Source organism: Actinomadura sp. 7K534 (assembly GCF_004348575.1).
GTDB classification, from domain to species: Bacteria; Actinomycetota; Actinomycetes; order Streptosporangiales; family Streptosporangiaceae; genus Spirillospora; species Spirillospora livida.
Genome location: NZ_SMKB01000022.1, coordinates 27,894 through 54,171, shown reverse-complemented (window position 1 = coordinate 54,171; position 26,278 = coordinate 27,894). Strand labels below are relative to the sequence as shown.

Genomic DNA, 26,278 nt, shown 5'->3' with positions numbered 1-26,278 from the left:
CCAGTGACCCCGACGCCCCCGTCCCCGGCCTGCTCCCGCCCGGGGTCAACGACTGGTCCTGCCGCTCCCAGTCACGGCCCGTACCGCTCGTCCTCGTCCACGGCACGTTCGCCAACGCCCTCGACAACTGGTTCGCCACCGTCCCGGCGCTGCGGAGGGCCGGGCACTGCGTCTACGCCTTCAACTACGGCGGTGCGCCGAACGCCTTCATCCAGGGCACCGGCGACATCACGATCTCCGCACGGCAGCTGGCCGCGTTCGTCACCCAGGTGAAGACCGCCACCGGCGCCGACGAGGTCGACCTCGTCGGCCACTCCCAGGGCGGCATGATGCCGCGCTACTACCTGAAGAACCTCGGCGGCGCCGCCCACGTCCGCCACCTGGTCGGCATCGCGCCGTCCAACGCCGGGACGGACCTCTTCGGCCTGACCGAGCTGGCCAAGCGGTTCGGCATCGTCGACCTCGGCGGCTACGTCTGCTACTCCTGCTACCAGCAGGTGAGGGGCTCCGACTTCCTCACCGCGCTCAACGCCGGCGGCCAGACCGAACCCGGCGTCGAGTACACCACGATCGTCACCAGGTACGACGAGATCGTCACCCCGTACCAGTCGCAGTTCCTCACGGGCGACGACGTGACCAACATCCTGCTCCAGGACGTGTGCCCCCGCGCGATCGCGGAGCACGGCGTCATCGTCGCCAGCCCCGTCACCCACCAGCTCATCGCCAACGCACTGGCCCCTGACGACGCACAGAAACCCGTCCGCTGCCTCTTCTGATCCGCTCGGTTCCCGTGGTGCGCTCCGGCCGGGAGCACACCACGGCCGTTCTCGGCCTCGCGGAGAACCCAAGACCGGGGGCGTCCGCGCGCGGTTCGGAATGGGGTGCGGCGCGGGGTCGTTGTAAATGGGATGACCACGGCGGAAGAACGGCTGATCGCGGACCGCGCCGACACGCTCAAACTCATGGCGTCGCTGAGCGGCGATTGGGACGGCGTAGTCGAAGCGTCGGCGCACGCCAACGTGGACGACGAGCATGACCCGGAAGGCGCCACGATCGCCTACGAGCGCGCCCGGATCGAGGCATCGTTGAGCCGAGCCCGCGCGCACCTGGCCGACATCGAGGACGCACTGCGCCGCATCCACGGCGGCACCTACGGCACCTGCGAACGCTGCGGCGGCCCGATCGCCCCAGGCCGCCTTGAGGCCCGCCCCACCGCCCGCACGTGCATAACCTGCGCCGCCACCTGAGACACCACGGTCACTGAAACACCGCGGTCACTGAAACACCACGGTCATCGTCCGACGTCGAGCAGGCGGGCGAGGCGGGCGAGGTAGGCGTCGAGTTCGGCGAGCATCTCCGCCGCGTCGTCCGGGCGGTACCGCTGCACGGCGTCCCGCATGACCTGCGCCGTGCCGGCGAGCAGGTCCGGGCGCCGGGCCACCGCGTGCAGCCGCATGAGTGAGGCGAGCGCGTCGAAGTACCGTTCCACGGCGGCGGTGTCGGCGGGGTCGAAAGCGGCCCCGGCCACATCCTGGAACGCGGCGGTGGCGCCGCTCACGTCGCCCATTTCGTCCCTGCATTGCGCCAGGTAGTAGCGGGCGACCTGCGCGTCGGGGTCGTCGGGTCCGTACCGGTCCGTGAAGTAGGCGCCGACCTCGGTGAACAGGGCGGCGGCCTCGGTGTGGCGGCCCGCGATGAACTTGGCGGTGGCGAGCCGGAAGGACATCTCGTTGCCGAGCGGCGCGTCCCCCGCCCGTGCACGGGCGTCTTCGAGGACGTCGAACGCCTCCACGAAGAGGTCGTCGTTCAGCAGCGCCTCGACGCGCTCGCCGATCTCGGAGATCTCCCGTTCGGTGAGCGCGGGCGCGGGCGGCGCCGGCGCGGCCGGGGCGCGGCGGCGCAGCCGGCCGCCGAGCGGGCGGAGGAACGGCAGGCACGGGTCCAGGTCGGCGAGGTCGGGCGGAACGCCCGGTCCGGCGGGACGGGACGCGAACGGCAGCAGCCGCTCGTACACGTCGGCGGCGCCGGGCCGGTCGTCGGGTTCCTTCGCCAGCATCGCAACCAGGAGCGACTCGATCTCCTCCGGGACGTCCGGCCGGGCGGCGCGGATCCGCGGCGGCGCAGAGTGGATGTGGTGCCACTGGTGCGAGCGCGACGCGGACTCCGCGAACGGCGGACGGCCGGTGAGCACCTCGTGCAGGACGCACGCGAGCGCGTACACGTCGGAGGTGGGCCCGACGCTGTTGCCGAGGGTCTGCTCCGGCGACATGTAGGGCGGTGTGCCGACCGTCATGCCGACCTGGGTGAGGCGCGGGTTGTCGCCGGAGCCGAGCAGCGACGCGACACCGAAGTCCAGGACCTTCACGATGCCGCCGGGCGTCAGCATCAGGTTCGAGGGCTTGACGTCACGGTGCACGACGTCCTGCCGGTGCACCTCGTCCAGGACGGACGCGATCTGCGCGCCGATCGCGGCGGCCCGCGCCACCGGGAAGGGCTCGGTTTCGTGGTCGGTCTCGTCGATGACGGTCTGGACTTCGCGGCCGTGCAGGAGCTGCATGGCGATGAACAGCCGCCCACCCGAGACGCCCGCGTCGTACACGGCGGGAATGCCGAGGTGCTCGATCGCGGCCGTCGTCCGGACCTCGCGTAAGAACCGCTCCCGGCGGATCTCCAGCGCCTCCGCGGCGGGCCACAGCTCGGTGGGACGCTCGTCGAGCATCATCTTGACGACGACTCGGCGGCCGCCGAGCCGCTCGTCGTAGCCTTCCCAGACCTCGCCCATGCCACCGGCGCCGAGGGGGGCGCGCAACCGGTACCGGCCGGCGATGAGCCGTCCGCCCGCCTCGTCGGCCTCTCCCATGGGACGCAACGCTACTCGGGACGAGCCGGGCGGGTCCGGCGGTTCTCGGCGAGCCGCTCGGCGGTGGCGCGGCGCTCGGCCTCCCGCCGCACCGGCCGCCGGATCATGTCGTACGCCTGCCGCTTGGCGATCTGCTTGAACAGCCGGTTCACCTTCTCGTCCGCGAAGTACCGCTGCACGAGCGCGTCGTTGGCCCCCGCCCGCTCGATGAGGATGCGGTCGGCGTCCTTCTCGACCTCCCGCTCGAACACCTCCCGGGGGTTGTTCAGCGCGATCGCGGCGAGCTGCGGGTCCTCGGCGACCGCGACGGTGAACTGCCCCGCGAGGATCTTGTCGGCCGTGGAGAAGTTCGTGCCGTACTCGTCGTTGACGCGGTCGATCAGCTCGGCGAGGGTCAGTTCGTCGGGGTCGGCGGACGGGCCGGCCGCGCCGCCGAGCAGCCCGGTCACCTCCTGGTCGCCGTCGGCGCTGAGCCGCAGCTCGCTCTCGCCCTTCTTCTCGATCCGCAGATGGCTGGGTTCGACCTCGCCGACGTCCACGGCGGCCTCCTGCCCGCGCGGCGGGAGCCTGTTCAGCAGGAACCGGCCGTACTGGTAGAGGAGTTCGAGGTCGTCGTCGTTGTAGCCGATCACCTGGGAGAGGAACCCGTAGGCGCGGACGAAGTCGCGCAGCGCGCCCCGGAACGCCTCGGCCTTGTCGGGCTCCTCGGCGGTGAGGGCGGTGAACCGGTCGACGGCCGGTTGCAGCCACCGGTACAGCCTCCCGTGCGCCCTGATCAGCTCGCGTTCATCGGCCGCCTTCGCCCGTTCACCGCTGAGCGCCTCGAAGAACCGGCGCATCTCCGACTCGACGAGCAGGCGGTAGGCGTGGACCTCGCGCTCCTTGGCGTACAGCAGGTCGGGGTCGGTCGGTTCGCTGATCGTCGTCTCGTAGAACGGCTGGAACGCTTCGAGGATGTCATCCGGCTTGTTCACGAAGTCCAGCACGAACAGGTCTTCCTGGGTCTTGCCGGGGTGGGTGCGGTTCAGGCGCGACAGGGTCTGGACGGCGGCGACGTCGGCGAGCGGCTTGGCCACGTACATCGTGGTGAGGAGCGGCTGGTCGAAGCCCGTCTGGTACTTGTCGGCCGCGACGAGGATGCGGTACTCCTGATTCGGGACGGTCCCGGCGCGCCGGTCGTCGGCCCTCGTGTAGGCGAACCGCGCCGGAAGCTCCCGTTCGGGGAACCCGTTCAGCTTGGCCTCGGTGTACTCGGGGCCGTCGTCCTCAGGCCGCAGGGCCCCGGAGAAGGCGACGAGCGCACCGCAGTCGGTGAATCCGCGTTCGTCCACGTACGTACGGATCGCCTGGTAGAGGCGGAGCGCGTCGGCCCGCAGCGGCGTCACGACCATCGCCTTGGCCCGCCCGCCGATGCGGGGCGCGGTGTGCGACCGGAAATGGTCCACGATGATCTTCGCCCGGAGCGCGGTGGACGCCTCCGACCACAGCGCCTGCCGGACGATCTGCGCCTTGGCCTTGCGGGGGTCGACCATCCGCTCGGCCTCGTCGGCGGCGGCCTGCGACAGCTTGAAGTACGTCTTGTAGGTGACGTAGTTCCGGAGCACGTCGAGGATGAATCCCTCGTCGATGGCCTGCCGCATCGAGTAGACGTGCACGGGCCTGTTCCGACCGGCCCGCGCGTCGTAGGTGCCGAACAGGTCGAGGGTCTTCTTCTTGGGCGTCGCGGTGAACGCGAAGACCGACAGGTTGGGCTGCCTGCCGCGCGCCAGCGCCGCCGACGTGAGCGGGTCGCCGGACTCGTCCTCGGTCCGGGCCCCGAGCGCCTTCTTCAGCGCCGCGTTGTCCTCGCCGCCCTGCGACGAGTGCGCCTCGTCGATGACGATCGCGTACTTGCGCCGGGACAGGTCGCGGACCTTGTCCAGGACGAACGGGAATTTCTGCTGCGTGGTGATCACGATGCGGGCGCGTGCCCCGGTGAGCGCCTCGGCGAGCTGTGCCGAGTCCTTCTCGATCTTCTCCACCACGCCCTGGACCTGCTCGAACTGGTAGATGGTGTCCTGGAGCTGCTTGTCCAGGACGAGCCGGTCGGTCAGCACGATGACCTTGTCGAACACCGGCTCGTTCGCGCTGTCGTGCAGCGTGGAGAGCCGATGCGCGAGCCACGCGATCGTGTTGGACTTCCCCGACCCAGCCGAGTGCTCGATCAGGTAGTTCTCCCCCGCGCCCTTCTCCCGGGCGTCGGCGACGAGCTTCTTCACCGCGTGCCACTGGTGGAAGCGGGGGAAGATGAGCGGCTGCGTGTGCGCGGCGAACGGCTTGAAGGAGGGGGCCCTGCCCGCCTTGGCGTCGGCGTCCTCCACGTGGAGGTACTGCTGGAGCAGTTCTAGGAAGTTGTCGCGCTGGAGGACCTGCTCCCACAGGTAGGACGTCCGGTAGGCCGATTCGCCGACGGGCGGGTTGCCCGCCGAGCCCGACTTCCCCGGCCCGTTCGAGCCCCGGTTGAAAGGGAGGAAACGCGTCTTGTTCCCGGCGAGCCGCGTCGTGAGGAACACGAGGTCGGTGTCCACGGCGAAGTGGACGAGCGTGCGCCGCGCGAAGAACACGGCCTTGTGGTCGCGGCGCCGGTACTGGGCCCGCGCGTCGGCGACGGTCTGCCCGGTCGCCGGGTTCTTCAGTTCGGCGGACGCGACCGGTATCCCGTTGACGAAGAACGCGAGGTCGACCGAGTGCGCGGGGTCGTCCGCGGAGTGGTGGAGCTGCCGCGTCACCGTCAGCCGGTTCGCCCGGTAGTCGTCGAGCGCCCCGGCCGCGAGGGTGTGCGCGGGCCGGAAGAACGCGAGCCGGAACCGGATCCCCTTGTCCTTGACGCCCGTGCGCAGCACGTCGAGCGCGCCCCGCGCGTCGACCTCCTTTCCGACCAGCCGCGCGAACGGCCCGGCCGGATCGTCCCCGTAGGCGCCGCGCAGCCGTTCCCACTCCCGGGGCTGGGTCCGCCCGAGGAACACCGCCAGCTCGGCCGTGTCGAGCGCCAGCTCCCGGTCGTAGTTCCCCGGCTCACCCGGCGCCCATCCGTGGTCGATCAATGCACTCTCGACGGCGTCCTCGAACGTCTTCTCTCCGTACACCCTCGCGCCCACACAACACCTCGCCCGGCCTCACGTCTGGTCTACCGCGCCCACTGTACGCACACCGTGAGCAGATCGCCACTGCTTTCAGGATGTTAACGAAGTTAACACTCCCCTTCGTCGGCGTGCGCCGCGGCGGAGCCGGCCTCGCAAGTCGGCGCACACCGGCATGGTCGCTCTGTCCTGCCTTTTGTAAAGGCCCTTCGAAGCCTCGAAATTCGCACGGCCAGGTGTCCTTAGCTGGCCTCGGGGCCGTATACGCCGGCGGGGTCGGGCACCGTAGTCTGGAAACGCCGCTGAGTGACGGGTGGTCGCATGTCGGACAGCCATCATGATCCCGCCGAGCCCGGTACTCGTTCCACCATGTCGGGCAGCGCGAGCGATGTCGTGCAAGCCCGCGATATCAGCGGCGGGATCCATTTCCACTACGGCCGCGGCACCCACACCGCACCGCGGCAATTACCGCGCGGCGTCCGGGTCTTCGTCAACCGCCAGGCCGACCTCGGGCGCCTGGACGACCTGCTCACCGCCCGGCGGGAGGGCGCGGACGGCGGCGTCGTCGCCTATGTGATCGCGGGGACGGCCGGGGTCGGGAAGACGTCGCTGGCGCTGCACTGGGCGCACCGCGTGCGCGACGAGTTTCCGGACGGCCAGCTCTATGTCGATCTCCGGGGTTACGACCCCGGCGTTCCGGTCACGCCGGATCAGGCGCTGGAGGGTTTCCTGCTCGCGCTCGGCGTTCCCGCGTCCGCCGTCCCGAACGACGTGGCGGCCAAGTCCAGCCTGTACCGAACAATTCTCTCTGACCGCCATATGCTGGTCATTCTCGACAATGCGGGGACGGCCGCACAGGTCCGGCCCCTCATTCCGGGAATGGGGCACAGCCTGGCGATCGTGACGAGTCGCGGCAGCATGTCGGGGCTCCTGATCCGCGCCCCCGCGAAGCGGACGATCCTCGGCACGCTCTCCGAGGAGGAGTCGGTCGCGCTGCTCACCGAGACGACGTCGGACTACCGGTCCGGTGACGATCCGGAGGAGCTCGCCGAACTGGCCCGGCTGTGCGCCCACCTGCCGCTGGCGCTGCGCATCGCCGCCGAGCGCGCGGCGAGCCGCCCCGGAATGCCGCTCGGGGAGCTGATCGCGGACCTGCGGGACGAGTCGTCGCTGTGGGACGCGCTGTCCACCGGCGACGAGGAGGAGGCCGAGGCGGTCCGGACCGTCTTCGCCTGGTCGTACCGTGCCCTGCCGCCGGCCGCCGCCCGCCTGTTCTGCCTCCTCGGGCTGCATCCCGGCGGGGAGTTCAGCGAGGCGGTGGCGGCGGTCCTGTCCGGGCCCGGTGACCGGGTGCGCGGCCCGCTCGACGTCCTGGCGGGCGCCTACCTGCTGGAGAACCGGGGATCCGGCCGCTACGGGTTCCACGACCTGCTGCGCGCCTACGCGGTCGACAGGGCCAGGTACGAGATCCCCCAGGGCGAGCAGCTCGACGCGGTGCGGCGCGTGTGCGCCTGGTACCTGCACGGCGCATACGAGTGCGCGCTGTCCATCGCCCATGACACGACCCTCCTGTTCACCGTCGATCCGCCCGCCGACGCGCCTCGGGTGAGGTTCACGGGCCGCGAGCAGGCCGCCGAGTGGTACGCGCTGGAGAAGCAGAACCTCGCGGGGGCCGTCCAGGCGGCGGCGGACACCGGGCAGTTGCAACTGGCGTGGCGGCTCTCGATCGTCCTGGAACGGATCTACGCGACCTACAACCACGTGCATGACTGGCGCGAGACGGCCCTGACGGGGCTGTCCGCCGCGCGGACCCTTGGTTTCCGGGAAGGCGAGGCGGCCCTGTGCGAGAGCCTCGGACGCCTCTCCCGGATGACATTGCAGCTCGACGACGCCAGGCGCTACCACCGCGGGGCGTTGGACATCCACCGGGAGCTGAACGACCCGCTGAGCATGGCCAAGGCCCTCAACGGGCTCGGCTGGGTCCACCTGTTCGCGCACGAGCCGAAGGACGCGCGCTCGGTGCTGGAGCAGGCGCTGACGATCGTCCGCGACCTCGATGACCCGTACTGGACCGCGACCGTCCGCTACAGCCTCGGCTATGCCCTTTGCCAGCTGGGACGGCACGACGCCGCGGAGGAGGAGCTCACCGGGTCGCTGACCGCGTTCCGGGACATGCGCGACCGGCTCTACGAGTCGATGGTGCTGACGGCGTTCAGCCTGCTCGCACGCCGGCGCGGTGACGCGGCGCAGGCCCTCGCGGCGGCGGACGAGGCGGTGTCGATCGCCCGCCACATGGACAACCCGCTGTGGGAGGGGACGGCGCTGCTGTACCTGGGCAAGGCGCAGCTCGCCGCCGGGCTGCCCGCCGAGGCGCTCGTCTCGACCCAGCAGGCCGCCGTGACGTTTCGCCGCGAGGGCGACCCGAGCCGGGAGGCGATGGCCCTGGACGGCACCGGCCGCGCGTACCGGGCGCTGGACAGGCTGCCGGAGGCCGTGGACTTCCACCGCCGCGCCGCCGCGGTGCACGGAATGGTGGGCGACGAGTGGAAGCGCGGCAAGAGCCTCCTGCGTCTCGGCGACGCCCTGACGGCGGCCGGGGATCACGACATGGGCGAGCTGCACGTGACCGAGGGGCTGGCGGTCCTCGCCCGCTACGACGATCCGCGGTCCGTGGAGCTCCGGTCGGAGGCCCTCGTGATCTACGAGGATCAGGGCTGACGCGGCGGGTCGTCGCGCAGCAGCGAGTAGAGCACCTGGTCGTGGCGGCGCCCCTCACGCCATTGGGCGGCGCGCAGCACGCCCTCCCGGGTGAATCCCGCCCGGGAGATCATCCGCTGGGAGGCGGTGTTGGCGGCGTCGGCGACGGCCTGGACGCGCCAGGCGAGGGTGTGGTCGAACAGGTACCGGGTGAGCAGGGTCAACGCCTGTGTGCCGAGGCCGCGGCGCCGCTGCTCCGCGACGATGTGCAGGGCCACCTCCCAGCACCAGGACGTCTCGGCCGGACCCCACTCCCGGCGGAACCAGAACGCGCTTCCGGCGGCTCGGTCGTCGGCGGTGACGGTCAGCCGTCCGCCGTGCGGTCCGAGCGCCCCCATCTCGGCGAGGCCGCGGCCGGGCGGGCTGAACCCGAACCACTGGTGTTCCCCGGCGCCGTCCCGGGTGGAGTAGGCGTGTTCGAAGACGGGGAGGTCGGCCTCCTCCAGCGGGCGCAGCCGGACGGTCACCACCGGAACTCGCCGAGCAGTTCGCGGGTCTCGGCGTCCCCTTCCCGGGCGAGGTCCTCCGTGAGCGCACGTTCCGGTGGAACGCCGCACGCGGTGCTGGGCCGCTGCCAGGAGGGGACGAAGCCGAGCAGGAGCAGCCGGCGGTATCCGGCGGCGGCGCCGGACGGGACGGTCCGGTGCCAGAGCCCGGCGTGGATGAGGACCGCGTCGCCGGGCTCGAAGAACAACTCGACCTGCCCGTCCCGGTCGCCCTGGTCACCGAGCGGGATGCGCAGGTCGCCCAGGCGGTGCGAGCCGGGCAGCAGGCAGAGGGCGCCTTCCTTCTCGGTGATCCGGTCCAGGTAGACGAGGCAGTGGATCTGGTGGGGGTAGCTGAACAGGGCCGGGAGCGGGTCGGGGATGACGGGCAGGTGGGCGTGCCAGGGCACCGCGACCCCGGCCCGGCCCGCGTGGTTCAGCCGGGCCTCCAGATCGATCCAGACCTGCGGGCCGAGCAGCGTCCGCGCGATCGACAGCGCCGGTTCCAGTCGCAGAAGCGGGTGGAACACCGGGTCCTTGTCGAGCAGCGACCGGAGGTAGATGCTCTCGCCGGGGAGGCTCTCGGCTTCGGGACGGCCGTCTTCGGCCTTGGCGAGCCGCAGTACGGCGTCCGCGAGGAGGGCGGCCGTGGCACCGTCCAGCAGCCCTCGCCGGACGAGGTAGCCGGACCGGACGACCGCGTCGAGGTCGTCCGGTCGCGCCGTGGTGGTGACCGTCCGGCGCGGGTAGCCGGCCGCCTGGTCGCTGAGGACGAAGTCGGTGCTCAGGTCCGGGTGGCCTTCGACGCGCATGCGTGCTCCTTCGCCCATGCGGTCCGGAGGTCGAGCGGCGAGCGCGGCACATCCAGCTCGGCGCCGCGGACCTTGGCCAGGAGGTCGGCCAGCGGGAAGGACCGGACGTAGAACTCCCGCCAGGCGGTCCGCGCCTGCTCCCGCCGCTTCGGATCGTCGTTCCTGTTGATGTACAGGAGTTCGCCGGAGCGGTTGTAGCTCAGGTCCACGACGATCTCGTCGTCGAAGAGCCACGTGTCCGTGTAGAAGAGGTCGGGCACGTCGTCGCGATAAATGAACCGGATGTCCTCGCCCGCCGCGCCGTTGACCGCGTAGTACCAGTCGATCTCGAACTGGAGATACGGCGTGAGGACGTGGTCGATGATGTGCACCCTGCCCATGTACTTGCCGGCCGCGACGCACTCCCGGATGTTGCGCGCCCATTCCTCGTTCCGGTCCGGCGGCAGCGGCGCCCCGGAACGGTAGAGGTCGAGGTTGTCGCGTTCCTCCGGCACCGAATAGACGTCGAGCGTCTCGATGCGCGTCGCCGACGACCTGAACTCCGAGAAGAGCCGGCCGAACTCTTCCATGTTGAGAATGATGGCAATTCTCCCGTGTGACGGACCGGTGCCTCAAGCGGTGCCGGCCTGCGCGGTCAGTCGGCGGCGAGCGCCCGCTCAAGGATGTAGCGCGGGATCTCCACGGCGCCCTCGCCGGGCGGCAGCGCGAGGCCCGTCTGCTCCGGGTCGACGACGAAGCCCTGGACCACGATGGTCTTGTTCTCCGTCTCGTACACCGCAGGACACGGACCATTACCGCACCCCGAACCGCCGATCAACCTGAGTGTCATGGCACGGTCCTCGCCTTGCCGATATTACTCTTCACGACTTATATATATCGACCACGGAGGAGCGTCAACCGTACTCCCATAAACACCGTGCGTGACGATGACCTCATTTCAGATTCTATCGGTCCATAACGAGAACAATCGCAGCTCACACGACCCAGAGCTGAAATACCGGCACTTACTTGTCACTCTACGCATACTCTGGCCGGATACGGTCACGCGCTTCTCCGCCGGCCCCGCCATACGGCGGACCGGGGTTTCTTGACCATTCATACGCACCGGCGCCCGGAACCCGATCAGCCGGCCCGTGAAATCTTTCACGGGCCGCTAGACCGCATCGGAATCCTGGGCGAACCTGTGGGGCCAGAGCGTCTACGGAGGGAGCGCGCCCATGTGGCGGACCTTGACTCGCGCCTCGCTGGTCACGGCGGTGGCGGCGGCCGCGGCGGTACTGCCGGTGTCGTCCGCCTCCGCGACGCCGGCGCCGGGCCCCTGGGACTGTCCGGCCGAGTCGCTGTGCGGGTGGTCGGGAGCCGGGTTCGTCGGCCTGGTCACGACGTTCCCGCCGGGCGCCGGATGCATCGACGCGCCGTTCCCGCTGCGGTCCGTCGCCAGCACGCACCGGGACGGCACGGGCGTCCCGGTTGCCCTGTTCGTGTATTCGGACGCGGGCTGCACCGGCAAGCTGCTCGGCTCGGTTCGGGGCAGCGAGTCACTGCCGACGCTGCCCGCCGACGGCCTCAGCGTCTGGTCAGTGTGGTGACCCGGAAATGAGGGTGTCCACGCCCGGCCCGAAATGGAGTGCGGCGCGAAGGCGTTGCAGATGGGATGACCACGGCGGAAGAACGGCTGAGCGCGGACCGCGCCGACACGCTCAGCCTCATCGCGTCGCTCAGCGGCGACTGGGACGGCGTCGTCGAGGCCAACGTGGACGACGAGCATGACCCTGAGGGCGCCACCATCGCCTTCGAGCGCGCCCGGATCGGGGCATCTTTGAGCCGCGCCCGCACGAATCTGGCCGAGATCGACGACGCCTTGCGCCGCGTCTGCTAAGGCACCTACGGCACCTGCGAACGCTGCGGAGGCCCGCCCAACCGCCCAGCACCTGCATCACTTGCGCCAGCGCCTGAGATTCCGCCACCCTTGGCCTCGACCCGATCAAGCTGCGGCTCCGGGCGTGACGCTTAAGATCTCCCTTCGCCGGTAGTGCCACCGCTAACTAAGTGGGACGGGGGTTGTGAGAGATCAACCGCCCTACCAGGGACCTCTTGACGTCCGGCACCACCCACGCCATCCGCGATCATGCTCTGATCAGAGTCTCAAAACTGCCGCCGATAAGGCTCAGTGACCGTCTGATTCCCCTATGCTGCGGTTCGTGGCGGACTCCATTGACGGGCGAGGCGAGGCGGTTCGGCAACTCTTCTTCGATCGCCGATATCGACTGGATCCCTATCAGCGCGAGTTCACGTGGCAGCGAGCACAGGTACTTCAACTGCTGCATGACCTGCGCCGCCGCTTCCTGGCCGCTTGGCGGACCGATCACGCCCGCGACCAGGTCAGCGGGTATCCCCAGTACTTCCTGGGCCCTTATGTGTACTACCAGGAAGGCGGGATCACCTATCTCGTCGACGGGCAGCAGCGCCTGACCACGCTCCACCTACTGTTGCTGCGGGTCAGGCGTCTCCTGGAAGATCACGGACAGGGCGATGACGCGGCGGAGTTGTCGACGCTCATCCGGCGCCGCGAGTACGGCAAGAACGCGTACACGATCGACATCGCCGAACGCGAGCCACTTCTCGACGCGCTGGCGAAGGGTGCGCCGTTCCTGCCCGCGAATGACGCGTCCCCGTCCGTCCGTGCTCTCCATTCCGCCGCCGTTACGCTCGACGAGGAGTTCCCCTCTGAACTGAAGGGCGAGGCCCTGCTCTACTTCCATGACTGGCTGCTGCGCCGGGTGTGCCTGGTCGGCATCCGGGCACCTGGGCGGGATCAAGGCTGGGAGATCTTCGAGACGATGAACGATCGTGGGGTCCGGGCGGGGCCCATCGATCTACTGAAGACCTTCCTGCTGGCCCGGTCCGTGGAGGCACAGCGGCAGGACCTCGACGCCTCTTGGCGCGGCGTCGTTTCCAAACTGTCGATCCTGGACGGCGCGGGCGCGAGCGACTTCGTCAAGGCACTGCTGATCGGGCGTTACGCCGATGCCGTCCGGGACGATAGGGACGACCGGTCCTGGATCAATGGGGCCTTTCACGAATGGGTCCGTGAGAACCACGAGCGGATGGGCCTCCGCAAGTCGTCCGACTTCGCCACGTTCGTAGCCAGGGACTTCGTCCAGCTGGGCAAGGTGTTCGGCGACCTGCTATCCGCGACGAGGCGACCGGTGGAGGGGCTGGAGCCTCTCTTCTACAACGCGGTCAACGGCATCGACCTCCAGATGCACCTGATCTTCGCGGCACTCCTGCCCCAAGATGAACCGGACGTCGTCGCAGAGAAGGCCCGGCTCATCGCTGCGTTCCTCGATCTGCTGTTCGTGCATCGACTCATCTCCGCGCACGCGCAGCACGGTTCCGACCTGAACGATGACATCCACCGGCTCATTCCGCTCCTGCGCGCCTGCGTCACGCCACAGGAGGTCGCGAACGTGCTCGCACCGGAGATCGCGAAGGAGTGGAACGGCTTCGAGGATTTCGCGGCCTACTCGCTGGGCCCGAGCAACCGCCGCCACGTACGCTACATCCTGGCGCGGATGACGGCGTTCACCGAGAAGGGCCTCAAGCGTCCAAACTTGATCGACGCTTACCTGAACGAGCCCTACCAGATCGAACACATCTGGGCCGTCCACTTCGACCGCTACAGCGACCAAGTTAAGACCGAGGACGAGTTCCACTCCTGGCGCAACCGCCTGGGGGCGCTCTTGCTGCTACCGCCCTCCGACAACGCGAGTTACAGCGACGATCCGTACCGGAAGAAGGTCTCGTACTACCGGAACCAGCACGTTTTGGCCGCGTCCCTGCACCCGGAGACGCACCTAAAGAACAGGCCGCTGAAGACATTCCTGACGAAGCACGGCCTGAGCGACCTGGTCCAGTCGTCCGCCGACGACTTCGTCGTCTCGGACATCAGACTGCGGCAGCAGCTCTACCAGCGCCTCTGCCAGATTATCTGGGATCCCGAACGGCTGGGTTTCACGGGTCACGCAACGACGACGGCGCCGCGGCAGCGGCCCCGTACGCGCGCACGCTACAACGTCACCTTCGCGGAGCTGATCGAGCACGATCTTCTTGTCGGAGGCGACCGCATCGTGGGACGACACAAGGGTGTCGACCACTGGGCGACGGTTCTTGAGGACGGCCGTATCAAGGTCGACACAGGGGAGATCTACAACTCGCCGTCCATGGCGGCCGCCGCTGTGGCGCGCAGGCAGAGCTACAACGGTTGGGACTTCTGGCGCGTGCAGGCCCGGGATGGACTGACGCCCATCAAGGAGCTCCGCTCGTGGTACCTCCGAGTGCGGCGCGTGGAGGGATAAGGGGGATGCGCGGTCTGTGGCGGGCCGTCGCGCTGGCGGCGGCGGTAGTGGGCGGCCAGTCGTCCGGGCACGGGCGGCCACCGGTCAAGGCGTCCGTGTGACGGACGATCGCAGGGACGCGGTCGCGGGTGACAGTGCGGGCGATGAAGCCCGCGTTGAATTCGTTGAAGGCGATGGGCTGCTCCCTACCGGTTTCGCCGGTGAATCAGGTGTAGCGGCCTGCTCGAAGACCTTCGTCCCACGGCCGCCGTCAGCTACGCGCTTCGCCCTCCTTCATCAGCCGCACTTGGGACATAATCAACTTCCGTTCAGGCGGTGCCGGACAGTGGAGGACGCGCGTGACGCAGGAGGCGCACCTGGACCGGATCGGCGGACGGTACCGGCTCGTCAAGGAGCTGGGGTCGGGTGGCTTCGGGCGGGTCTGGAAGGCCCATGACGAGACCCTCGGCGTGGACGTCGCGGTCAAGGAGGTTCGGGTGCCGCCGGCCGCGTCCGACGCGGAGCGGGCCGAGTTCCTCACCCGGGCCAGGCGGGAGGCCCGCAACGCCGCGCGGCTGCGGGACCATCCCGGCATCATCCCCGTGCACGACGTGGTGATCGTGGACGACGTCCCCTGGATCGTCATGCGCCTCGTCGACGGGCTCTCCCTTGAGGACCGGCTCAGGAAGGCGGGGACGATCTCCGCCGAGGAAGCCGCGAAGATCGCCGAGGTGCTGCTGAAGGCACTGGACGCGGCGCACGCCGCCGGGGTCGTGCACCGCGACATCAAACCGGCGAACGTCATGCTGGCGGGGTCCGGGGAGGCGCTGCTCGCCGACTTCGGCATCGCGGTCCACCAGGCGGACACGGCGCTGACGGCGTCCGGCGCGGTCATCGGCTCGATGGAGTACCTCGCGCCGGAGCGGCTGAGCGGCAAGAACAACGGCACCGCCGGCGACCTGTTCTCCCTCGGCGTCACCCTCTACCGGTGCGTCGAAGGCGTGTCCCCGTTCCGCCGCGGCACCGTCGCCGAGACCGTCACGGCGCTGCTGCGGGACGAGCCTCCGCCGCCGACGCGGGCCGGGCGGCTCGCGCACCTGATCACCAGGCTGCTCGACAAGGACCCGGACACCCGTCCGACCGCCGCCGAAGCCCTGGACCTGATCGACGGCCCCGGCCCGCAAGATCCGGACGACAAGCCCACCGCACGCCTGCTCTCCCGGCAACGTCCGGGCCCTCAGGAGCACCCGCCCTCTCGGACGACCACCTGGATCCGGCGCCTGGAGGGGGCCGGGAGGCGCGTGCGACGTCCGCGCGTCAGCCGGGGAATGCTCGTGATCGGGATCTGCGCGGCGGTCGTCGTGGCTTTCGCGGGGACCATGGTGACGTTCGCGTCCACCGCGTATCTCGCCAAGGCGGGCGACTGCGTCCACTCCGACGGTCTCGACATCGACGGCTGGGGAACCTGGCGGAGGCACCCCTGCGCGCTCGGTCTCCCGTGGACGGAGAACTACCGCGTCGTCTACCGCTACGACGAGCGCACGTCCTGCTCCACGTTCACGCGGACGCTCGTGCTGCCCGCGAAGAAGGACAAGGGAACGGCCACCCTGTGCATCGTCCCCGACGAGTGACCCGCAGCGGACCGGAGTGCCGCGGCCGGACGTCGCGGCCCGCGTGATCGTCGTGCGCCCGGCCCACTGCCGCCCCGGAGGCCGAAGCCGCTAGGACGTCTGGTCGGTCCCGGAGTGGTCGGTCAGCGCGGCGAGGGCGGCGTCGACGGCATCGGTCAGGCGGAGGGGGTCGGGTTCGGCGCGGGCGAGGACGTGGAGGCCCTGCATGAGGCCGAGCAGGAGGCGGGCCTGGGCTCCGCAGTCGATGCCGGCGCGAACCTCGCCGGATCGCTGCGCGGCTTGGAGTGCCTGCTTCAGGCCGTCCTCCAGCGCGGCGAAACCCCCGCGCACCAGCCGCCCGGCGGCCTCGTCCTCGGGGAGCAGTTCGGCGGCTGTGTTGCCCAGCAGGCAGCCGCGTCCGGGGGTCGCCTGCGCGGCTTGGAGGACGTCGAGGAGCAGCGCCCGGATGCGGGGCAGGACGGCGCCCTCGGCGGCCATGTCCTCGGCCTGCTCCCGGGCGGCGTCCGCGTAGCGCCCCAGCGCGCGGAGGAACAGAGCGTGCTTGCTGCCGTATGCGGCGTACACGCTGCCCGGCAGCACGCCGAGATCCTCCTTGAGGTCGCGGAGCGACGTGGCCGCGTAACCGCGCCGCCAGAAGAGATCGAGGGCGCTCCCGATGACCTGGTCGTCATCGAAGGAGCGCGGCCGTCCGGTGCGTGACATGACGGCATCGTACGACTTCTTGACATGCCGTTCAAAAAGTGACAGCTTGCCTCGGTACGACTTTTTGGTCGAATAACCAAAAAGTCACCCGTTTCAAACCCGAGGAGACCCCGTGAGACGCCTGTTCCTGCACATCAACGTGTCGGTCGACGGTTACATCGCCGACCCGGCGGGCGACATCGACTGGCGTTTCGCCGACGATGAGTTCCAGACCCCCACATGGACGGCGTGCTGGAGTCGATCGGCGGGATGGTCTTCGGCCGGACGGCCTTCGAGCAGCTCGCCGGCTACTGGCCGACGGCCGGCGAGGAGGTCTCGTCCACGCAGCGGCGCCGGATGCACGAGCTGCCGAAGTACGTCATGTCACGCACCCTCCGCGACACCGACTGGCACAACTCCCACCCGCTCGGCGACGACCCGGCGGCGGCCCTCACCGACCTCAAGCGCCAGGACGGCCGCGACCTCGCCTTCTTCGCCGGTGGCCAGGCCGCCACCGCCGCCATCCGCCTCGGCGTCCTGGACGAGCTGCGGCTCCTGATCAATCCCGCCTTCCTGGGCGGCGGCACGCCCCTGTTCAACGGGACGTACCCGCAGCGGGACCTCCGGCTCACCGACACTCGACGGTTCGCCTCCGGCGCCCTGCTCAACACCTACGACATCAACGACCGGCACTGAGCGCCGACCGTCAGGCGCGGGGCCAGAATGCCTGTGTTCCTCCGGATCAGACTCGCTGAGTGATACGCCGCCGGAAACATCGACGGCGCCATGGCTCCGCCATCACTTCCGGCCGGAGGGGACGGAGCCAGGACGACGAGGGCCTCGCGCCGAACGTCGGCGTGAGGCCCCGAAGTGCTGCGGCCGGACGTCGCCTACCGGTCGTACCGCCCGGCCCGGATGTCACTCACCAAGACTCCGAAGGCCGACGCCCGAACGCCAGCACCGGCCCACCCGAATCCTTGGAATCCCGAAAGGCCACCACCGACACACCCCCACCCACCTCAACGCAGTTGCCGCCCGAGGAGTCGCTGTGCGAACTAGTCCGCCAGGACGCGACCTCGACGCAGTTGCCGCCCTCCTGGTCGCTGTAGGTGCTCTTGCGCCAGTGGACGGACGAGGGGTTGATCGTGCTCATATGACCTCCCTACTTGTGGCTAACGGTCGTACCTCTCGGCACGGATGTCCCGAGCCAGCGCACCGAACGCTTCACGTGCGAACGCCAAGACTGGTCCATTCGGATCCTTCGAGTCCCTCACGACCACAACCGAGGTGAGGGCAGCTACCTCAACGCACGCGCCTCCCTCCGAGTCGCTCCGAGAACTCTTGCGCCAGCGAAGGGACGATCCCAGTGTGCTCACGTGCTCTCCATGATCGTGCGGATCAGGTTTTCGGACTCCGCACCCGACAGCGCGGCGGTCCGGATCACATTGAAGAGTATGGCAAGTTCCTGCACATCGTGTGGGTTCGTAAGCACTTGGCCGTGCTGCCCCACTCCGTCCACGTACCCAACATCGGGCGCCTGCTTGAAGCCGAGCAACTGAAATCCACATGGCTGGAACACTGCCGCGTCTGCCGGGATGACCTGAAGGGCGATTTTGGGATGCTCCAGGACGTCTAGCAGTCGCTTGCACTGCTCTGCCCGATATTCTCGCCTAAGATCACGGATGACCGCTTCACGTATGAGCACGAACATCCATGGCGGGTCGGGCCTGCGCAGAATGGCCTGTCGCTCCATACGTATGGCGACCAACTCATCTACCTTGTCGGCGCGCAATCCTGCACCTAGCACGAAACGTGCATACTCCTCAGTCTGGAGAAGCCCGGTGAGAAGCAGGGGCTCATAGATACTGATGCGCGAAGCCTCGGGCTCCGCTTCGGCCAGGGGACGAAAGCCGTTCGGAATGAGCCCGTTCCTCCGGGCCTCCAAGTGTTTCTCCAACATGCGGCGGAAGGTGCCGCCCAACTGGAAGTAGGTGTCCAGGTCGTCAGCAAGCCCCTCGGACGGGGGCTTCTCGAATGACTCGACCTTGGCGATCCACTGGGGAGTACAGCCCAGAGCCGCCGCGAGCTTGTTACGGGAGAGACCAGCCGCTTCGCGCCGCGCCCGCAGCTCGTTGACGAACATCTCCTGGTAGGCGGACGGGTTGGTGTCACGTGAGGGTGCCATCAGGGTGTCTCCCGGGTGTCGGCCCGCATGTTCGGGGGTGTCGGCTGCCTTGCTCGGGTGCTCATCGGGGGGTGAGCGGTTCGTAGCTCACGGTAACTCTTGCCTGGCAGGCTCGTCCTCGAAAAGCCGAACCGATTCGCAGGGACCCCGCCCGTGAACGATCAAGAACGCGAACGCCTACAGGAGCAGTACCCGAGCTGGCACATACGCCGGCCACCGACGATGAAATGCCTCGTGGCCACCCGCCTCGGCCGACCTCTCACACACCGAGAGATTTATTACGGCCTATGCGCGACCATCGTCGAAGACAGTTACGAGCTGCTCAGCGAGGCGCTCGCCAGCCAGCGCAAGATCGAGGAATCTCTATGATCTTCACACTTGCGATCACCGGCGTGACGCTCGTGGCCATCTTCGCCCTCTGGATGATGATCCTCTTCATCAGCATGGCCATGGCCGATTCCGGCTACGTCGGCAAACACCGCTGATCTCCCGGAGCGGCTGTCGCACCCGGCACCTGCGCCTCCCCCAGCGCGCAGGCCGCCTACGGTTCCCCCCTGGGCCGACAGCCGCTCCGGGTCACCCCGTCAAGACACGCGCCGAGCAGTCGTAACGTCCAACTCCCCCGTAACGGCCGCAGTAATAACCGCCCGCCGCCGCTCCTCAAGCAATCGCAACTGAGTCTCACAAGTCTTGGAGACAGCCTGAATGCTGCGCCTTACGGACGCCATCTGTTGTACCGCTGCCTTCTGTTCGGCAATCGACGCGGGAGGAAGGCACAGTGTTTTCGCAACCTCAAGGTTGATTCGAGAGCGCGTTGTCCCCCGACCAACCGCTCTCGCCTGCTCATTCCCCTGGGGAGAACTCAGCGCCCATGCGGCATAGTCGTGACGTACTGAATTTGAGTCCAGCCTCACTCTGAAGCAGTCCGCCTTGACGATGGCCGGCCCAAGCGTATCAGGCACGATGCATGCACGCCCCAAAGGATGTTGTTCGTCACCCAAGCCAGCAATTACCAAGTCACCTCCCACCACCTCGTGGCGACGCAACTGGCGGAAATATTTTGGAGCAATGAATGCTTTATTCTCGTCCTTGAATTCGACCGCTCCAATATTGCCCAGCCTGACAACCCTCGCCCCTTCGTCTACATAGTGACTGCTCGTAAGGGAACTGCCAAAGGGACCGTCAACGAGGGACTCAACAAATCTACGCACCGGCACCCAACCGTACCGCAATCCAAGATCAGCGAAAACCTCGTACCAGATTCTGGATAGGCGCTCGCCCAGCAAACTGACCTGACGGCAACGATATGTTCGCAACTCATCAATGCGGGCGGTCTCGGCGTCGAGGAAGTCCGCGATCCGCCGCTGCTCCTCCAGCGGTGGTAGGCGCACTGGCAGAACACGCAAATCGTCATTGTCGATCTCGACCTGATTGGGGCGGACACCGCGCGAGATGCGCGAGTACTCCAGCGCGTAAGGCGGTGACCTTAGCAGCCAGTTCAAGTAACGAGGGTCTTCGCCATGCTTCGGGCGGAAGCAGATGTAGTGCCCAGAAACTATGCCGCGATAGGGTGAGACACCAACGGACCCCTGCCATGCCTTCATCCGGTTGACGACTAGCCAACCAGGGTCCACGAGCTGGTAGATGTTCCTGTTTTCGGCAGTCTTATTGAAGTTGTCGTCGCGGCCACTCTTCTTAACTACGCCGTGCTCGCGATAGACGCTGAGCATCTCCTCATCAGGATGGCCGACATCCTTGACTCGATCGAAGAGCGCCCACAACGGGACGGTACGCCATGACTCTGGCCACGCCGTCACTTAGTCACCTGGCCGAGGAGTGCTTGAATTTGGGACTCGATGGCCTTCAAGTCGGCGTCGATCTCTTCCAAGGGTCTTGGTGGGGTGTAGGTGTAGAAGTAGCGGGTGAAGGGGATCTCGTAGCCGATTTTGGCGCGGATCGTTTCCTTCGTCTTGGGGTCCTTGGTTTCGGTGATCCAGGCGTCCGGGACGTGTGGGAGGACCTCGCGGGCGAAGTACTCATCTATATCTTCGGTGAGGGGGACGTTCTCGAAGTCGCGTAGGTCGGGGTCGTGGGCGACCTTGCCCTTGACCTTCTGCACCTCGCCCTCGGGGTCGGTGATGGCGAACGCCGTCATGATGGCCTTCTCGACCTTGTCCGGGGGGACGGTGATCGAGTTCTCGATGTAGGCGGCGAAGAGCTTCTCGCGGAACCTCGTCCGGTCCCCCCCGGATGTGCCGATGAGGGTCTTGAGGCCGTTCAGCAACTCGTCCCGCAGCTCGTAGTTCTGCACGGCCGTCGTCTCGGCGAGGGCGGTGAGGGTCTCCTCGCTGACCTCGAAGCGCTGGCGCAGCGGCCGGTCGATCGTGATGCGCTGGTATCCGAAGTCCTCGTTGCGGAACACCTTGACCTTGGCGTGGTCGGGGTGGTCCGGGTCGGCGGCGATGTCGAAGGCGTCGCGGTAGATGCGGCAGATGTGGTCCCGCTGCTCCTCGCTGATCTCCTTGCGCTTCTCGCCGAGGGACTTGCGGATCTTCTTCCACTGGTCGCGGGCGTCCAGGAGGACGACCTTCCCCTTGTTCCGGGGCGCCTTGTTGTTGGTGACGATCCAGAAGTACGTGGAGATGCCGGTGTTGTAGAAGAGCTGGTCGGGCAGGGCGACGATGGCCTCAAGGTGGTCGTTCTCGATGATCCAGCGGCGGATCTCCGACTCGCCGGAGCCAGCGCCGCCGGTGAACAACGGGGAGCCGTTGAAGACGATGGCGATCCGGGAGCCCTTGAGCTCGTCGTCCACGTCGGCCGTGGTCGGCCGCATCTTGGACATCATGTGCTGGAGGAACAGAAAAGAGCCGTCGTTGATGCGCGGCAGGCCGGCGCCGAAGCGTCCGGCGTGGCCCAGGTCCCTGTGCTCGTCCTTGACGGCCTGCTCGACCTTCTTCCACTCCACGCCGAACGGCGGATTGGCCAGCATGTAGCGGAACGTCCGGCCGTCGTGGCCGTCGCTGCTGAACGAGTTGCCGAAGGCGATGGACGAGTTCCGCTCGTCGTAGCCCTTCATCAGCATGTCGGAGCGGCAGATCGCGTAGGACTCGGCGTTGAGTTCCTGCCCGGCCAGGTTGATGCGCGCGTGCTCGTTCATCCGCCGGATGTGCTCCTCAGCGGCGGCCAGCATTCCGCCCGTCCCGCAGGCCGGGTCCAGGATGTCGATGACCTTGCCCTCGCCGGTCAGCGCGTCCTCGTCCGGAGCGAGGAGCAACTCCACCATCAGCTCGATGACCTCGCGGGGCGTGAAGTGCTCACCGGCCGTCTCGTTCGACAGTTCCGAGAACTTCCGGATCAGCTCCTCGAACAGGTAGCCCATGTCGTGGTTGCTGACGCGCTCCAGGCTCAGGTCGAGCTTGGGGTCGGCGAACTTCTGCACCACCTGGTAGAGCAGCCCGGACGCGTCCAGCCGCTCGATCTGCGTGTGGAACGCGTACCGGTCGATGATGTCGGCGACCTCGGCGGAGAACCCGTTGACGTAGTCGGTGAGGTTGCGGCGGACGTTGGCCGGGTCGGCGCCGATCGTCCGGAAGTCCTGCCTGGACGTGTTGTAGATCGGCAGCCCGGCCGCCGCCTTCAGCAGCGCCGGAGGGGTGTCGCCCGGGTAGGCGGCGTCCCGATCCCACACGGCCTGCCGCGTCGGCCCCATCACGCAGTCGAACCGGCGAAGCACCGTGAACGGGAGGATGACCTTGCCGTACTCGGACTGCTTGTAGTCACCGCGGAGCAGGTCCGCCACCGACCAGATGAACGCGGACAGGTTCTGGTCAACGGTCACTCGTGGCCCTCTTCCTTGGTTCCGGGTGGTTCCAGTGTCCCGCTGGTGAGGCCGTCGTGTGCGAGTTGCACGGCCCGGCGTCCTATTTTGGCCGCCTCTTCGAGCTGCCGTACGAAACTCTCCAGTTCTCGGAACGCCGCCCCGTACGTGCGCTGGCGTTCCGGGTCCATCTGCGGGACGCGGGCGCCGCGCGGGTCGGTTCGGTGCGTCCCGGAGCCGGACGTGTTGCGGCGGGTGTTCACCGCGCTCTTAAGGAAACCGAGCAGGAAGTCCGTGTCGAGCTGGTCGGTGGTGGAGACCGGCTGCCCGTCCTCGACCTGGACGAGGCCGCCGCGGATCAGCTCGGACACGTTGACCGTGGCCGCGATCTCCTCGGTTCCCTCGGGGAGGCGGGGCAGGGCGCCGCGCAGCTCGCCGAGGATCTCCTCGAACCGCTCGCGAGCCCGGTCATAGGCCGCCGCGCCCGGCTGGGCGGCGGCGACGTGGCGGCCCGGCGTGAGGTCGGCCTCGTCGTCCAGCAGGGAGATGACGGGCACCTCCGCGACCTGCTCGGGGTCCGGTTCGATCGGGCCGGTCAGGTCGGCGTCGGTCAGGTCGATCATGCGTACGCGGGCGTCCGGGCCGGGCGCGCGGACCGGTCGCCGCAGCACCCACAGGTGCACCGGGGCGGAATGCGCGGCGACGAGCCCGCCGGGGAGCGCGACCAGGGTGTCGAGGATGCCGCCGCGTACGAGTTCCGCGCGGATGCGGCGTCCCGAACGGCGGTACGCGGCGGACGCGGGCAGGACGAGCACGGCACGCCCGCCCGGCGCGGTGTGGAAGTAGCAGTGCTGGAGCCACGCGAGATCGCCCTCCGCCTTCGGGGGTAGGGCGATCTCCCAGCGGGGGTCGAGCAGCAGGTCTTCGCGTCCCCAGTCGGGCCGGCCGGTCGGCGGGTCGCACACCACGAGGTCCGCCTTGAGGTCGGGGAACCGGTCGTCGCGCAGCGAATCGCCCTGGACGACCTCGACCTTGCCGGGCCTCCCTTCGAGCGCCGCCCGCGCCCGGACGAACTCGGGCAGCCCTTCCGCCGCGTCCTGGCCGGCACGCCGCCTCACCTTGTCTCCGCCGACCGACAGGAGCAGGTCGCCGATGCCGCAGGCCGGGTCGTAGACCACACCGCCGGTTTCGCCCGCGAAATGGCGGACGACCCGCACCAGCACCGGCGTGGAGACGTACTCGCCCCCGCTGTGGCTCGCCGAAGCGACGAACCGCTCCGCGAGGCCCCGGACGAGCTCCTCGGGCGATCGGTCGCGCGCCAGTTCGGCGACCAGCTTGGCGGTGGGACCGCTCAGCGGGCGCTTCGCAGGCTCGCCGCGAAGCACGGCCGTCACCGCGACAAGCGCGCCGACCATGTCCGCACCGTATTCGGCGCGCAGCGCGTTCCACAGCCTGACCTCGTCCGCGACTGGCTGCCCCTTGCCCTGCCGCTCCAGCCACCGCCACACCTCGGCCAACGCGAACAGCGGCGCGGACGCGGTGCCTCCCGCGGCCTCCGGGAAGTCCGGATGGCGGCGCCGCCAGTTCGACACGGCCGCCCTGGTCACCCCGGCCATCCGCGCGATCTCCGCCGGCGGGACCAGCGCCTCGTCATCCGTCATAACGGCAACGTACACGGCTGTGAGCGCGGGCTCAATCTGCAAGCACGTTGACAACGCTAACAGACTGCCTCACTCTGTTTACGTCAGATCCGTGATGCGCGGGCCCCGCGAAACCGCGCCCACCTTCGATCCCGGCACCCGCCGGGACGACTTCCCCGGAGGTCCGCGATGTCCGCATCGACCCATGAAGTGACCCTGTACCGGTTGTCCGAGGCCGCGCCCGACCTGGACGCGTTCCTGGAGACGCTGCCCGGCACCTTCCTCGACGAGGTGGGTGGCGACGACCTCGTCTTCCCCGACTACACGGACGCCACCGCCTTGGCGCTGCACTGGCGGCGCGACCCCGTCTCCGCCCCGTGGGTGAAGGCGGCGACCCACCTCATCGGGCCGCTCCCCGACCACTACGAGAGGCTCGACTGCGGCGCACTCCTGCTGCTCGGCGTGGCGGGAGACCGCTACGCGATCGGATTCGGCAGCGGATCCCGTGCCGTCCCCGACCAGCTCAAGGACCACGGTTTCGGGCTCGGGTTCACGATCCGCGCCGTCGACGCCGAGCAGGTCCGCTCGGTCGTGCGGCGCTCCATGACCGGGCTCGGACGCCAGGACGCCACCCACGTCCCGTCCGGCATCCCCATCGGGCACATCGGCCTCAGTGAGTACGCCGAGATCGTCGGCAAGCTGGCGGGCATGGTCGACCCCGGAGACCTCGGCCTCGAACAGGGCCGCCCGGTGCGCGTCGAGGGGGCCGCGGGGCTGCGGCTGCGGATCCCGCTCGACCGTGACCGCCTGGTCGCGCTGCTGCGCAGGATCTCCGAGATCTGCGCGCGATCCGTTCCGGACGACTTCGCGTTCGTGGAGGCCGTCACTCCCGTCCGGGACGAGTGGCGCATCACCGACCTCGACCGGCGCCTCGGCGAACGGCTGCGCACGGGTCCCGGGGACAACACGGGGATGCGGCTCGCCGCGGCCGTCCCGATGGACCTCGCCGACCTGGCGGGCCACGCGCGCAGTCACCGCATCAAAATCGGCTCGGTGGAGACCACCTGCCCGGGGGAACTCGACCTGGACGCCATCCTGCACCGCTGCCGCCTCCAGCACCGGGTCCCGGCGGTCCGGGCGCTGCGGAACGGCGAGGTGCGCATGTGCGAGGACGACGAGGGACTGCAGGTGCTCGGCCGCGCCCCCGCCGACCGCTGGCTGGCGGCGGCCGCGCGGGTGAACGGCCGCGAGTACTTCCTCGTCGAGGGCGTCTGGTACGAGGGCGGCGCCGAGTACTTCGCCGCGGTCCGCCGCAGGATCGCCGGGCTGTTCAAGCCCGTCCCGAGCCTCGGCCTCCCGGCCTGGCCGGACGATCTCGCGCCCCCGCCCGGCTCCAGGAAGCGCGGCGAGGCCGTCTACAACGAGTGGGTGCAGGACTCGTTCGGCGTCACCCGCTTCCTCAGCCTCGACAGGACGAGCGCCCGCACCGAGTTCCACGGCGCGAACGGCTTCGAGCCCTGCGACCTCCTCGGTCCGGGCAACGAACTCGTCCACGTGAAGCGCGGCAAGGGCACCGAGCCGTTCAGCCACCTGTTCAGCCAGGCGCTCATCTCGGCGGAGTCCCTTGTTCTGCGCCACGATGCCCGCACGTCCTTCGCCGCCCTCGTCGGCAAGACCAGCCGCGGGGAGAGGGCGCTCCCCGAAGGTTGGCGACCGGCGAAGGTCGTCCTCGCCATGCGGGTCGACCGCAAGACCCCGCTGACGCCCGCCACGCTCTTCCCGAACGCGCAGATCGCCCTCGCCCACCTTGCGCAGACCCTCGCCCGCTACGGGATCGAGGTCGAAGTCATCGTGATCCCCCACGAGGAGGCCCCCTCAGCGGCGGCCTGAACCGACGCCCGTGGCCGGTACCGACCTCGGGGGGACGGTGGCCTGATCAGGCAACCGGTCGCCG

Annotated in this window: 23 protein-coding genes; 10 read left to right on the top strand and 13 right to left on the bottom strand. The window is 68.8% G+C overall.

Annotated features, from left to right (window positions below; all coding sequences use genetic code 11):
- A partial coding sequence (locus E1266_RS07460; RefSeq protein ID WP_132045138.1) for an alpha/beta fold hydrolase occupies positions 1–776 on the top strand: 776 nt, incomplete at its 5' end.
- Between the two features lie 132 nt (positions 777–908).
- A complete protein-coding gene (locus tag E1266_RS07455; protein WP_132045136.1) occupies positions 909–1,247 on the top strand; it encodes a TraR/DksA C4-type zinc finger protein in 339 nt (112 codons plus the stop codon).
- 44 nt (positions 1,248–1,291) lie between these two features.
- Here E1266_RS07455 and E1266_RS07450 read toward each other — a convergent pair whose 3' ends face one another.
- Both E1266_RS07450 and E1266_RS07445 read right to left on the bottom strand, forming a co-directional pair.
- Positions 1,292–2,860 carry a serine/threonine-protein kinase gene (locus E1266_RS07450; RefSeq protein WP_132045134.1) on the bottom strand — a complete coding sequence of 523 codons (1,569 nt, stop codon included), beginning with the start codon at positions 2,858–2,860 and terminating at the stop codon, positions 1,292–1,294.
- A gap of 11 nt (positions 2,861–2,871) precedes the next feature.
- Positions 2,872–5,997 carry a DEAD/DEAH box helicase family protein gene (locus E1266_RS07445; protein WP_132045132.1) on the bottom strand — a complete coding sequence of 1,042 codons (3,126 nt, stop codon included), beginning with the start codon at positions 5,995–5,997 and terminating at the stop codon, positions 2,872–2,874.
- 303 nt (positions 5,998–6,300) lie between these two features.
- Here E1266_RS07445 and E1266_RS07440 point away from each other — a divergent pair, with 303 nt between their 5' ends.
- Positions 6,301–8,697 carry a tetratricopeptide repeat protein gene (locus E1266_RS07440; protein WP_132045130.1) on the top strand — a complete coding sequence of 799 codons (2,397 nt, stop codon included), beginning with the start codon at positions 6,301–6,303 and terminating at the stop codon, positions 8,695–8,697.
- Here E1266_RS07440 and E1266_RS07435 read toward each other — a convergent pair.
- The 4 genes from E1266_RS07435 to E1266_RS07420 all read right to left on the bottom strand — a co-directional run bounded on the left by E1266_RS07435 (position 8,688) and on the right by E1266_RS07420 (position 10,808).
- On the bottom strand, positions 8,688–9,203 hold the full coding sequence (locus tag E1266_RS07435) for a GNAT family N-acetyltransferase (protein WP_243718272.1): 516 nt from the start codon (positions 9,201–9,203) through the stop codon (positions 8,688–8,690). The genes E1266_RS07440 and E1266_RS07435 overlap by 10 nt on opposite strands.
- Positions 9,200–10,033: a phytanoyl-CoA dioxygenase family protein gene (locus E1266_RS07430; protein WP_165965971.1), complete on the bottom strand. Its 834-nt coding sequence runs from the start codon at positions 10,031–10,033 to the stop codon at positions 9,200–9,202. The genes E1266_RS07435 and E1266_RS07430 overlap by 4 nt, the downstream gene beginning before the upstream one ends.
- Positions 10,006–10,602 carry a DUF6879 family protein gene (locus E1266_RS07425; protein ID WP_132045124.1) on the bottom strand — a complete coding sequence of 199 codons (597 nt, stop codon included), beginning with the start codon at positions 10,600–10,602 and terminating at the stop codon, positions 10,006–10,008. The genes E1266_RS07430 and E1266_RS07425 overlap by 28 nt, the downstream gene beginning before the upstream one ends.
- 65 nt (positions 10,603–10,667) lie before the next feature.
- Positions 10,668–10,808: a hypothetical protein gene (locus tag E1266_RS07420; RefSeq protein WP_243718271.1), complete on the bottom strand. Its 141-nt coding sequence runs from the start codon at positions 10,806–10,808 to the stop codon at positions 10,668–10,670.
- 442 nt (positions 10,809–11,250) lie between these two features.
- Between E1266_RS07420 and E1266_RS07415 the strand changes: the two genes are divergently transcribed.
- The 4 genes from E1266_RS07415 to E1266_RS07400 all read left to right on the top strand — a co-directional run bounded on the left by E1266_RS07415 (position 11,251) and on the right by E1266_RS07400 (position 16,001).
- Entirely contained in the window at positions 11,251–11,622 is a 372-nt protein-coding gene (locus E1266_RS07415; RefSeq protein WP_132045120.1) for a hypothetical protein, read from the top strand.
- A gap of 65 nt (positions 11,623–11,687) precedes the next feature.
- Positions 11,688–11,912, top strand: coding sequence for a hypothetical protein (locus E1266_RS07410; RefSeq protein ID WP_132045118.1), 225 nt, complete (start codon positions 11,688–11,690; stop codon positions 11,910–11,912).
- A gap of 322 nt (positions 11,913–12,234) precedes the next feature.
- Positions 12,235–14,391: a DUF262 domain-containing protein gene (locus tag E1266_RS07405; RefSeq protein WP_165965970.1), complete on the top strand. Its 2,157-nt coding sequence runs from the start codon at positions 12,235–12,237 to the stop codon at positions 14,389–14,391.
- 338 nt (positions 14,392–14,729) lie between these two features.
- Positions 14,730–16,001 (top strand): serine/threonine-protein kinase, encoded by a 1,272-nt coding sequence (locus E1266_RS07400; protein ID WP_165965969.1) that lies wholly within the window; start codon positions 14,730–14,732, stop codon positions 15,999–16,001.
- 90 nt (positions 16,002–16,091) lie between these two features.
- Here the strand turns inward: E1266_RS07400 and E1266_RS07395 are convergent, their stop codons facing one another.
- Entirely contained in the window at positions 16,092–16,703 is a 612-nt protein-coding gene (locus tag E1266_RS07395; RefSeq protein WP_132045112.1) for a TetR/AcrR family transcriptional regulator, read from the bottom strand.
- 219 nt (positions 16,704–16,922) lie between these two features.
- On the opposite strand from E1266_RS07395, the gene E1266_RS07390 reads away from it, so the two are divergent.
- On the top strand, positions 16,923–17,378 hold the full coding sequence (locus E1266_RS07390) for a dihydrofolate reductase family protein (protein WP_132045110.1): 456 nt from the start codon (positions 16,923–16,925) through the stop codon (positions 17,376–17,378).
- A gap of 226 nt (positions 17,379–17,604) precedes the next feature.
- Here the strand turns inward: E1266_RS07390 and E1266_RS07385 are convergent, their stop codons facing one another.
- The 3 genes from E1266_RS07385 to E1266_RS39295 are packed head-to-tail and all read right to left on the bottom strand — an operon-like array spanning position 17,605 to position 18,867.
- Positions 17,605–17,835: a DUF397 domain-containing protein gene (locus E1266_RS07385; protein ID WP_132045108.1), complete on the bottom strand. Its 231-nt coding sequence runs from the start codon at positions 17,833–17,835 to the stop codon at positions 17,605–17,607.
- A gap of 19 nt (positions 17,836–17,854) precedes the next feature.
- Positions 17,855–18,058 carry a DUF397 domain-containing protein gene (locus E1266_RS39300; RefSeq protein WP_243718270.1) on the bottom strand — a complete coding sequence of 68 codons (204 nt, stop codon included), beginning with the start codon at positions 18,056–18,058 and terminating at the stop codon, positions 17,855–17,857.
- On the bottom strand, positions 18,055–18,867 hold the full coding sequence (locus tag E1266_RS39295; RefSeq protein ID WP_132045104.1) for a helix-turn-helix transcriptional regulator: 813 nt from the start codon (positions 18,865–18,867) through the stop codon (positions 18,055–18,057). Before E1266_RS39295 ends, E1266_RS39300 begins: the two co-directional genes overlap by 4 nt.
- A 153-nt stretch (positions 18,868–19,020) precedes the next feature.
- Here E1266_RS39295 and E1266_RS07370 point away from each other — a divergent pair, with 153 nt between their 5' ends.
- Positions 19,021–19,236 carry a hypothetical protein gene (locus E1266_RS07370; protein WP_132045103.1) on the top strand — a complete coding sequence of 72 codons (216 nt, stop codon included), beginning with the start codon at positions 19,021–19,023 and terminating at the stop codon, positions 19,234–19,236.
- A gap of 215 nt (positions 19,237–19,451) precedes the next feature.
- Here E1266_RS07370 and E1266_RS07365 read toward each other — a convergent pair whose 3' ends face one another.
- From E1266_RS07365 to E1266_RS07355, 3 genes are read right to left on the bottom strand one after another with little or no spacing between them, the layout of a single operon-like run.
- Positions 19,452–20,648, bottom strand: a complete 1,197-nt coding sequence (locus E1266_RS07365) for a restriction endonuclease subunit S (protein ID WP_165965968.1) — start codon at positions 20,646–20,648, stop codon at positions 19,452–19,454.
- A 32-nt stretch (positions 20,649–20,680) separates the two neighbouring features.
- On the bottom strand, positions 20,681–22,705 hold the full coding sequence (locus E1266_RS07360) for a class I SAM-dependent DNA methyltransferase (protein WP_132045099.1): 2,025 nt from the start codon (positions 22,703–22,705) through the stop codon (positions 20,681–20,683).
- Positions 22,702–24,345, bottom strand: coding sequence for an N-6 DNA methylase (locus E1266_RS07355; protein WP_132045097.1), 1,644 nt, complete (start codon positions 24,343–24,345; stop codon positions 22,702–22,704). The genes E1266_RS07360 and E1266_RS07355 overlap by 4 nt, the downstream gene beginning before the upstream one ends.
- Positions 24,346–24,513: 168 nt before the next feature.
- On the opposite strand from E1266_RS07355, the gene E1266_RS07350 reads away from it, so the two are divergent.
- Positions 24,514–26,214 carry a DUF6119 family protein gene (locus E1266_RS07350; protein WP_132045095.1) on the top strand — a complete coding sequence of 567 codons (1,701 nt, stop codon included), beginning with the start codon at positions 24,514–24,516 and terminating at the stop codon, positions 26,212–26,214.
- Positions 26,215–26,278 lie beyond the last annotated feature (64 nt).

Bases quoted from the DNA above. Each gene is read 5' to 3' on its own strand.
- E1266_RS07455 (WP_132045136.1), top strand. From the start codon at position 909: ATGACCACGGCGGAAGAACGGCTGATCGCGGACCGCGCCGACACGCTC.
- E1266_RS07450 (WP_132045134.1), bottom strand. From the start codon at position 2,860: ATGGGAGAGGCCGACGAGGCGGGCGGACGGCTCATCGCCGGCCGGTAC.
- E1266_RS07440 (WP_132045130.1), top strand. From the start codon at position 6,301: ATGTCGGACAGCCATCATGATCCCGCCGAGCCCGGTACTCGTTCCACC.
- E1266_RS07430 (WP_165965971.1), bottom strand. From the start codon at position 10,033: ATGCGCGTCGAAGGCCACCCGGACCTGAGCACCGACTTCGTCCTCAGC.
- E1266_RS07425 (WP_132045124.1), bottom strand. From the start codon at position 10,602: ATGGAAGAGTTCGGCCGGCTCTTCTCGGAGTTCAGGTCGTCGGCGACG.
- E1266_RS07415 (WP_132045120.1), top strand. From the start codon at position 11,251: ATGTGGCGGACCTTGACTCGCGCCTCGCTGGTCACGGCGGTGGCGGCG.
- E1266_RS07410 (WP_132045118.1), top strand. From the start codon at position 11,688: ATGACCACGGCGGAAGAACGGCTGAGCGCGGACCGCGCCGACACGCTC.
- E1266_RS07395 (WP_132045112.1), bottom strand. From the start codon at position 16,703: ATGTCACGCACCGGACGGCCGCGCTCCTTCGATGACGACCAGGTCATC.
- E1266_RS07390 (WP_132045110.1), top strand. From the start codon at position 16,923: ATGGACGGCGTGCTGGAGTCGATCGGCGGGATGGTCTTCGGCCGGACG.
- E1266_RS07385 (WP_132045108.1), bottom strand. From the start codon at position 17,835: ATGAGCACGATCAACCCCTCGTCCGTCCACTGGCGCAAGAGCACCTAC.
- E1266_RS39295 (WP_132045104.1), bottom strand. From the start codon at position 18,867: ATGGCACCCTCACGTGACACCAACCCGTCCGCCTACCAGGAGATGTTC.
- E1266_RS07355 (WP_132045097.1), bottom strand. From the start codon at position 24,345: ATGACGGATGACGAGGCGCTGGTCCCGCCGGCGGAGATCGCGCGGATG.
- E1266_RS07350 (WP_132045095.1), top strand. From the start codon at position 24,514: ATGTCCGCATCGACCCATGAAGTGACCCTGTACCGGTTGTCCGAGGCC.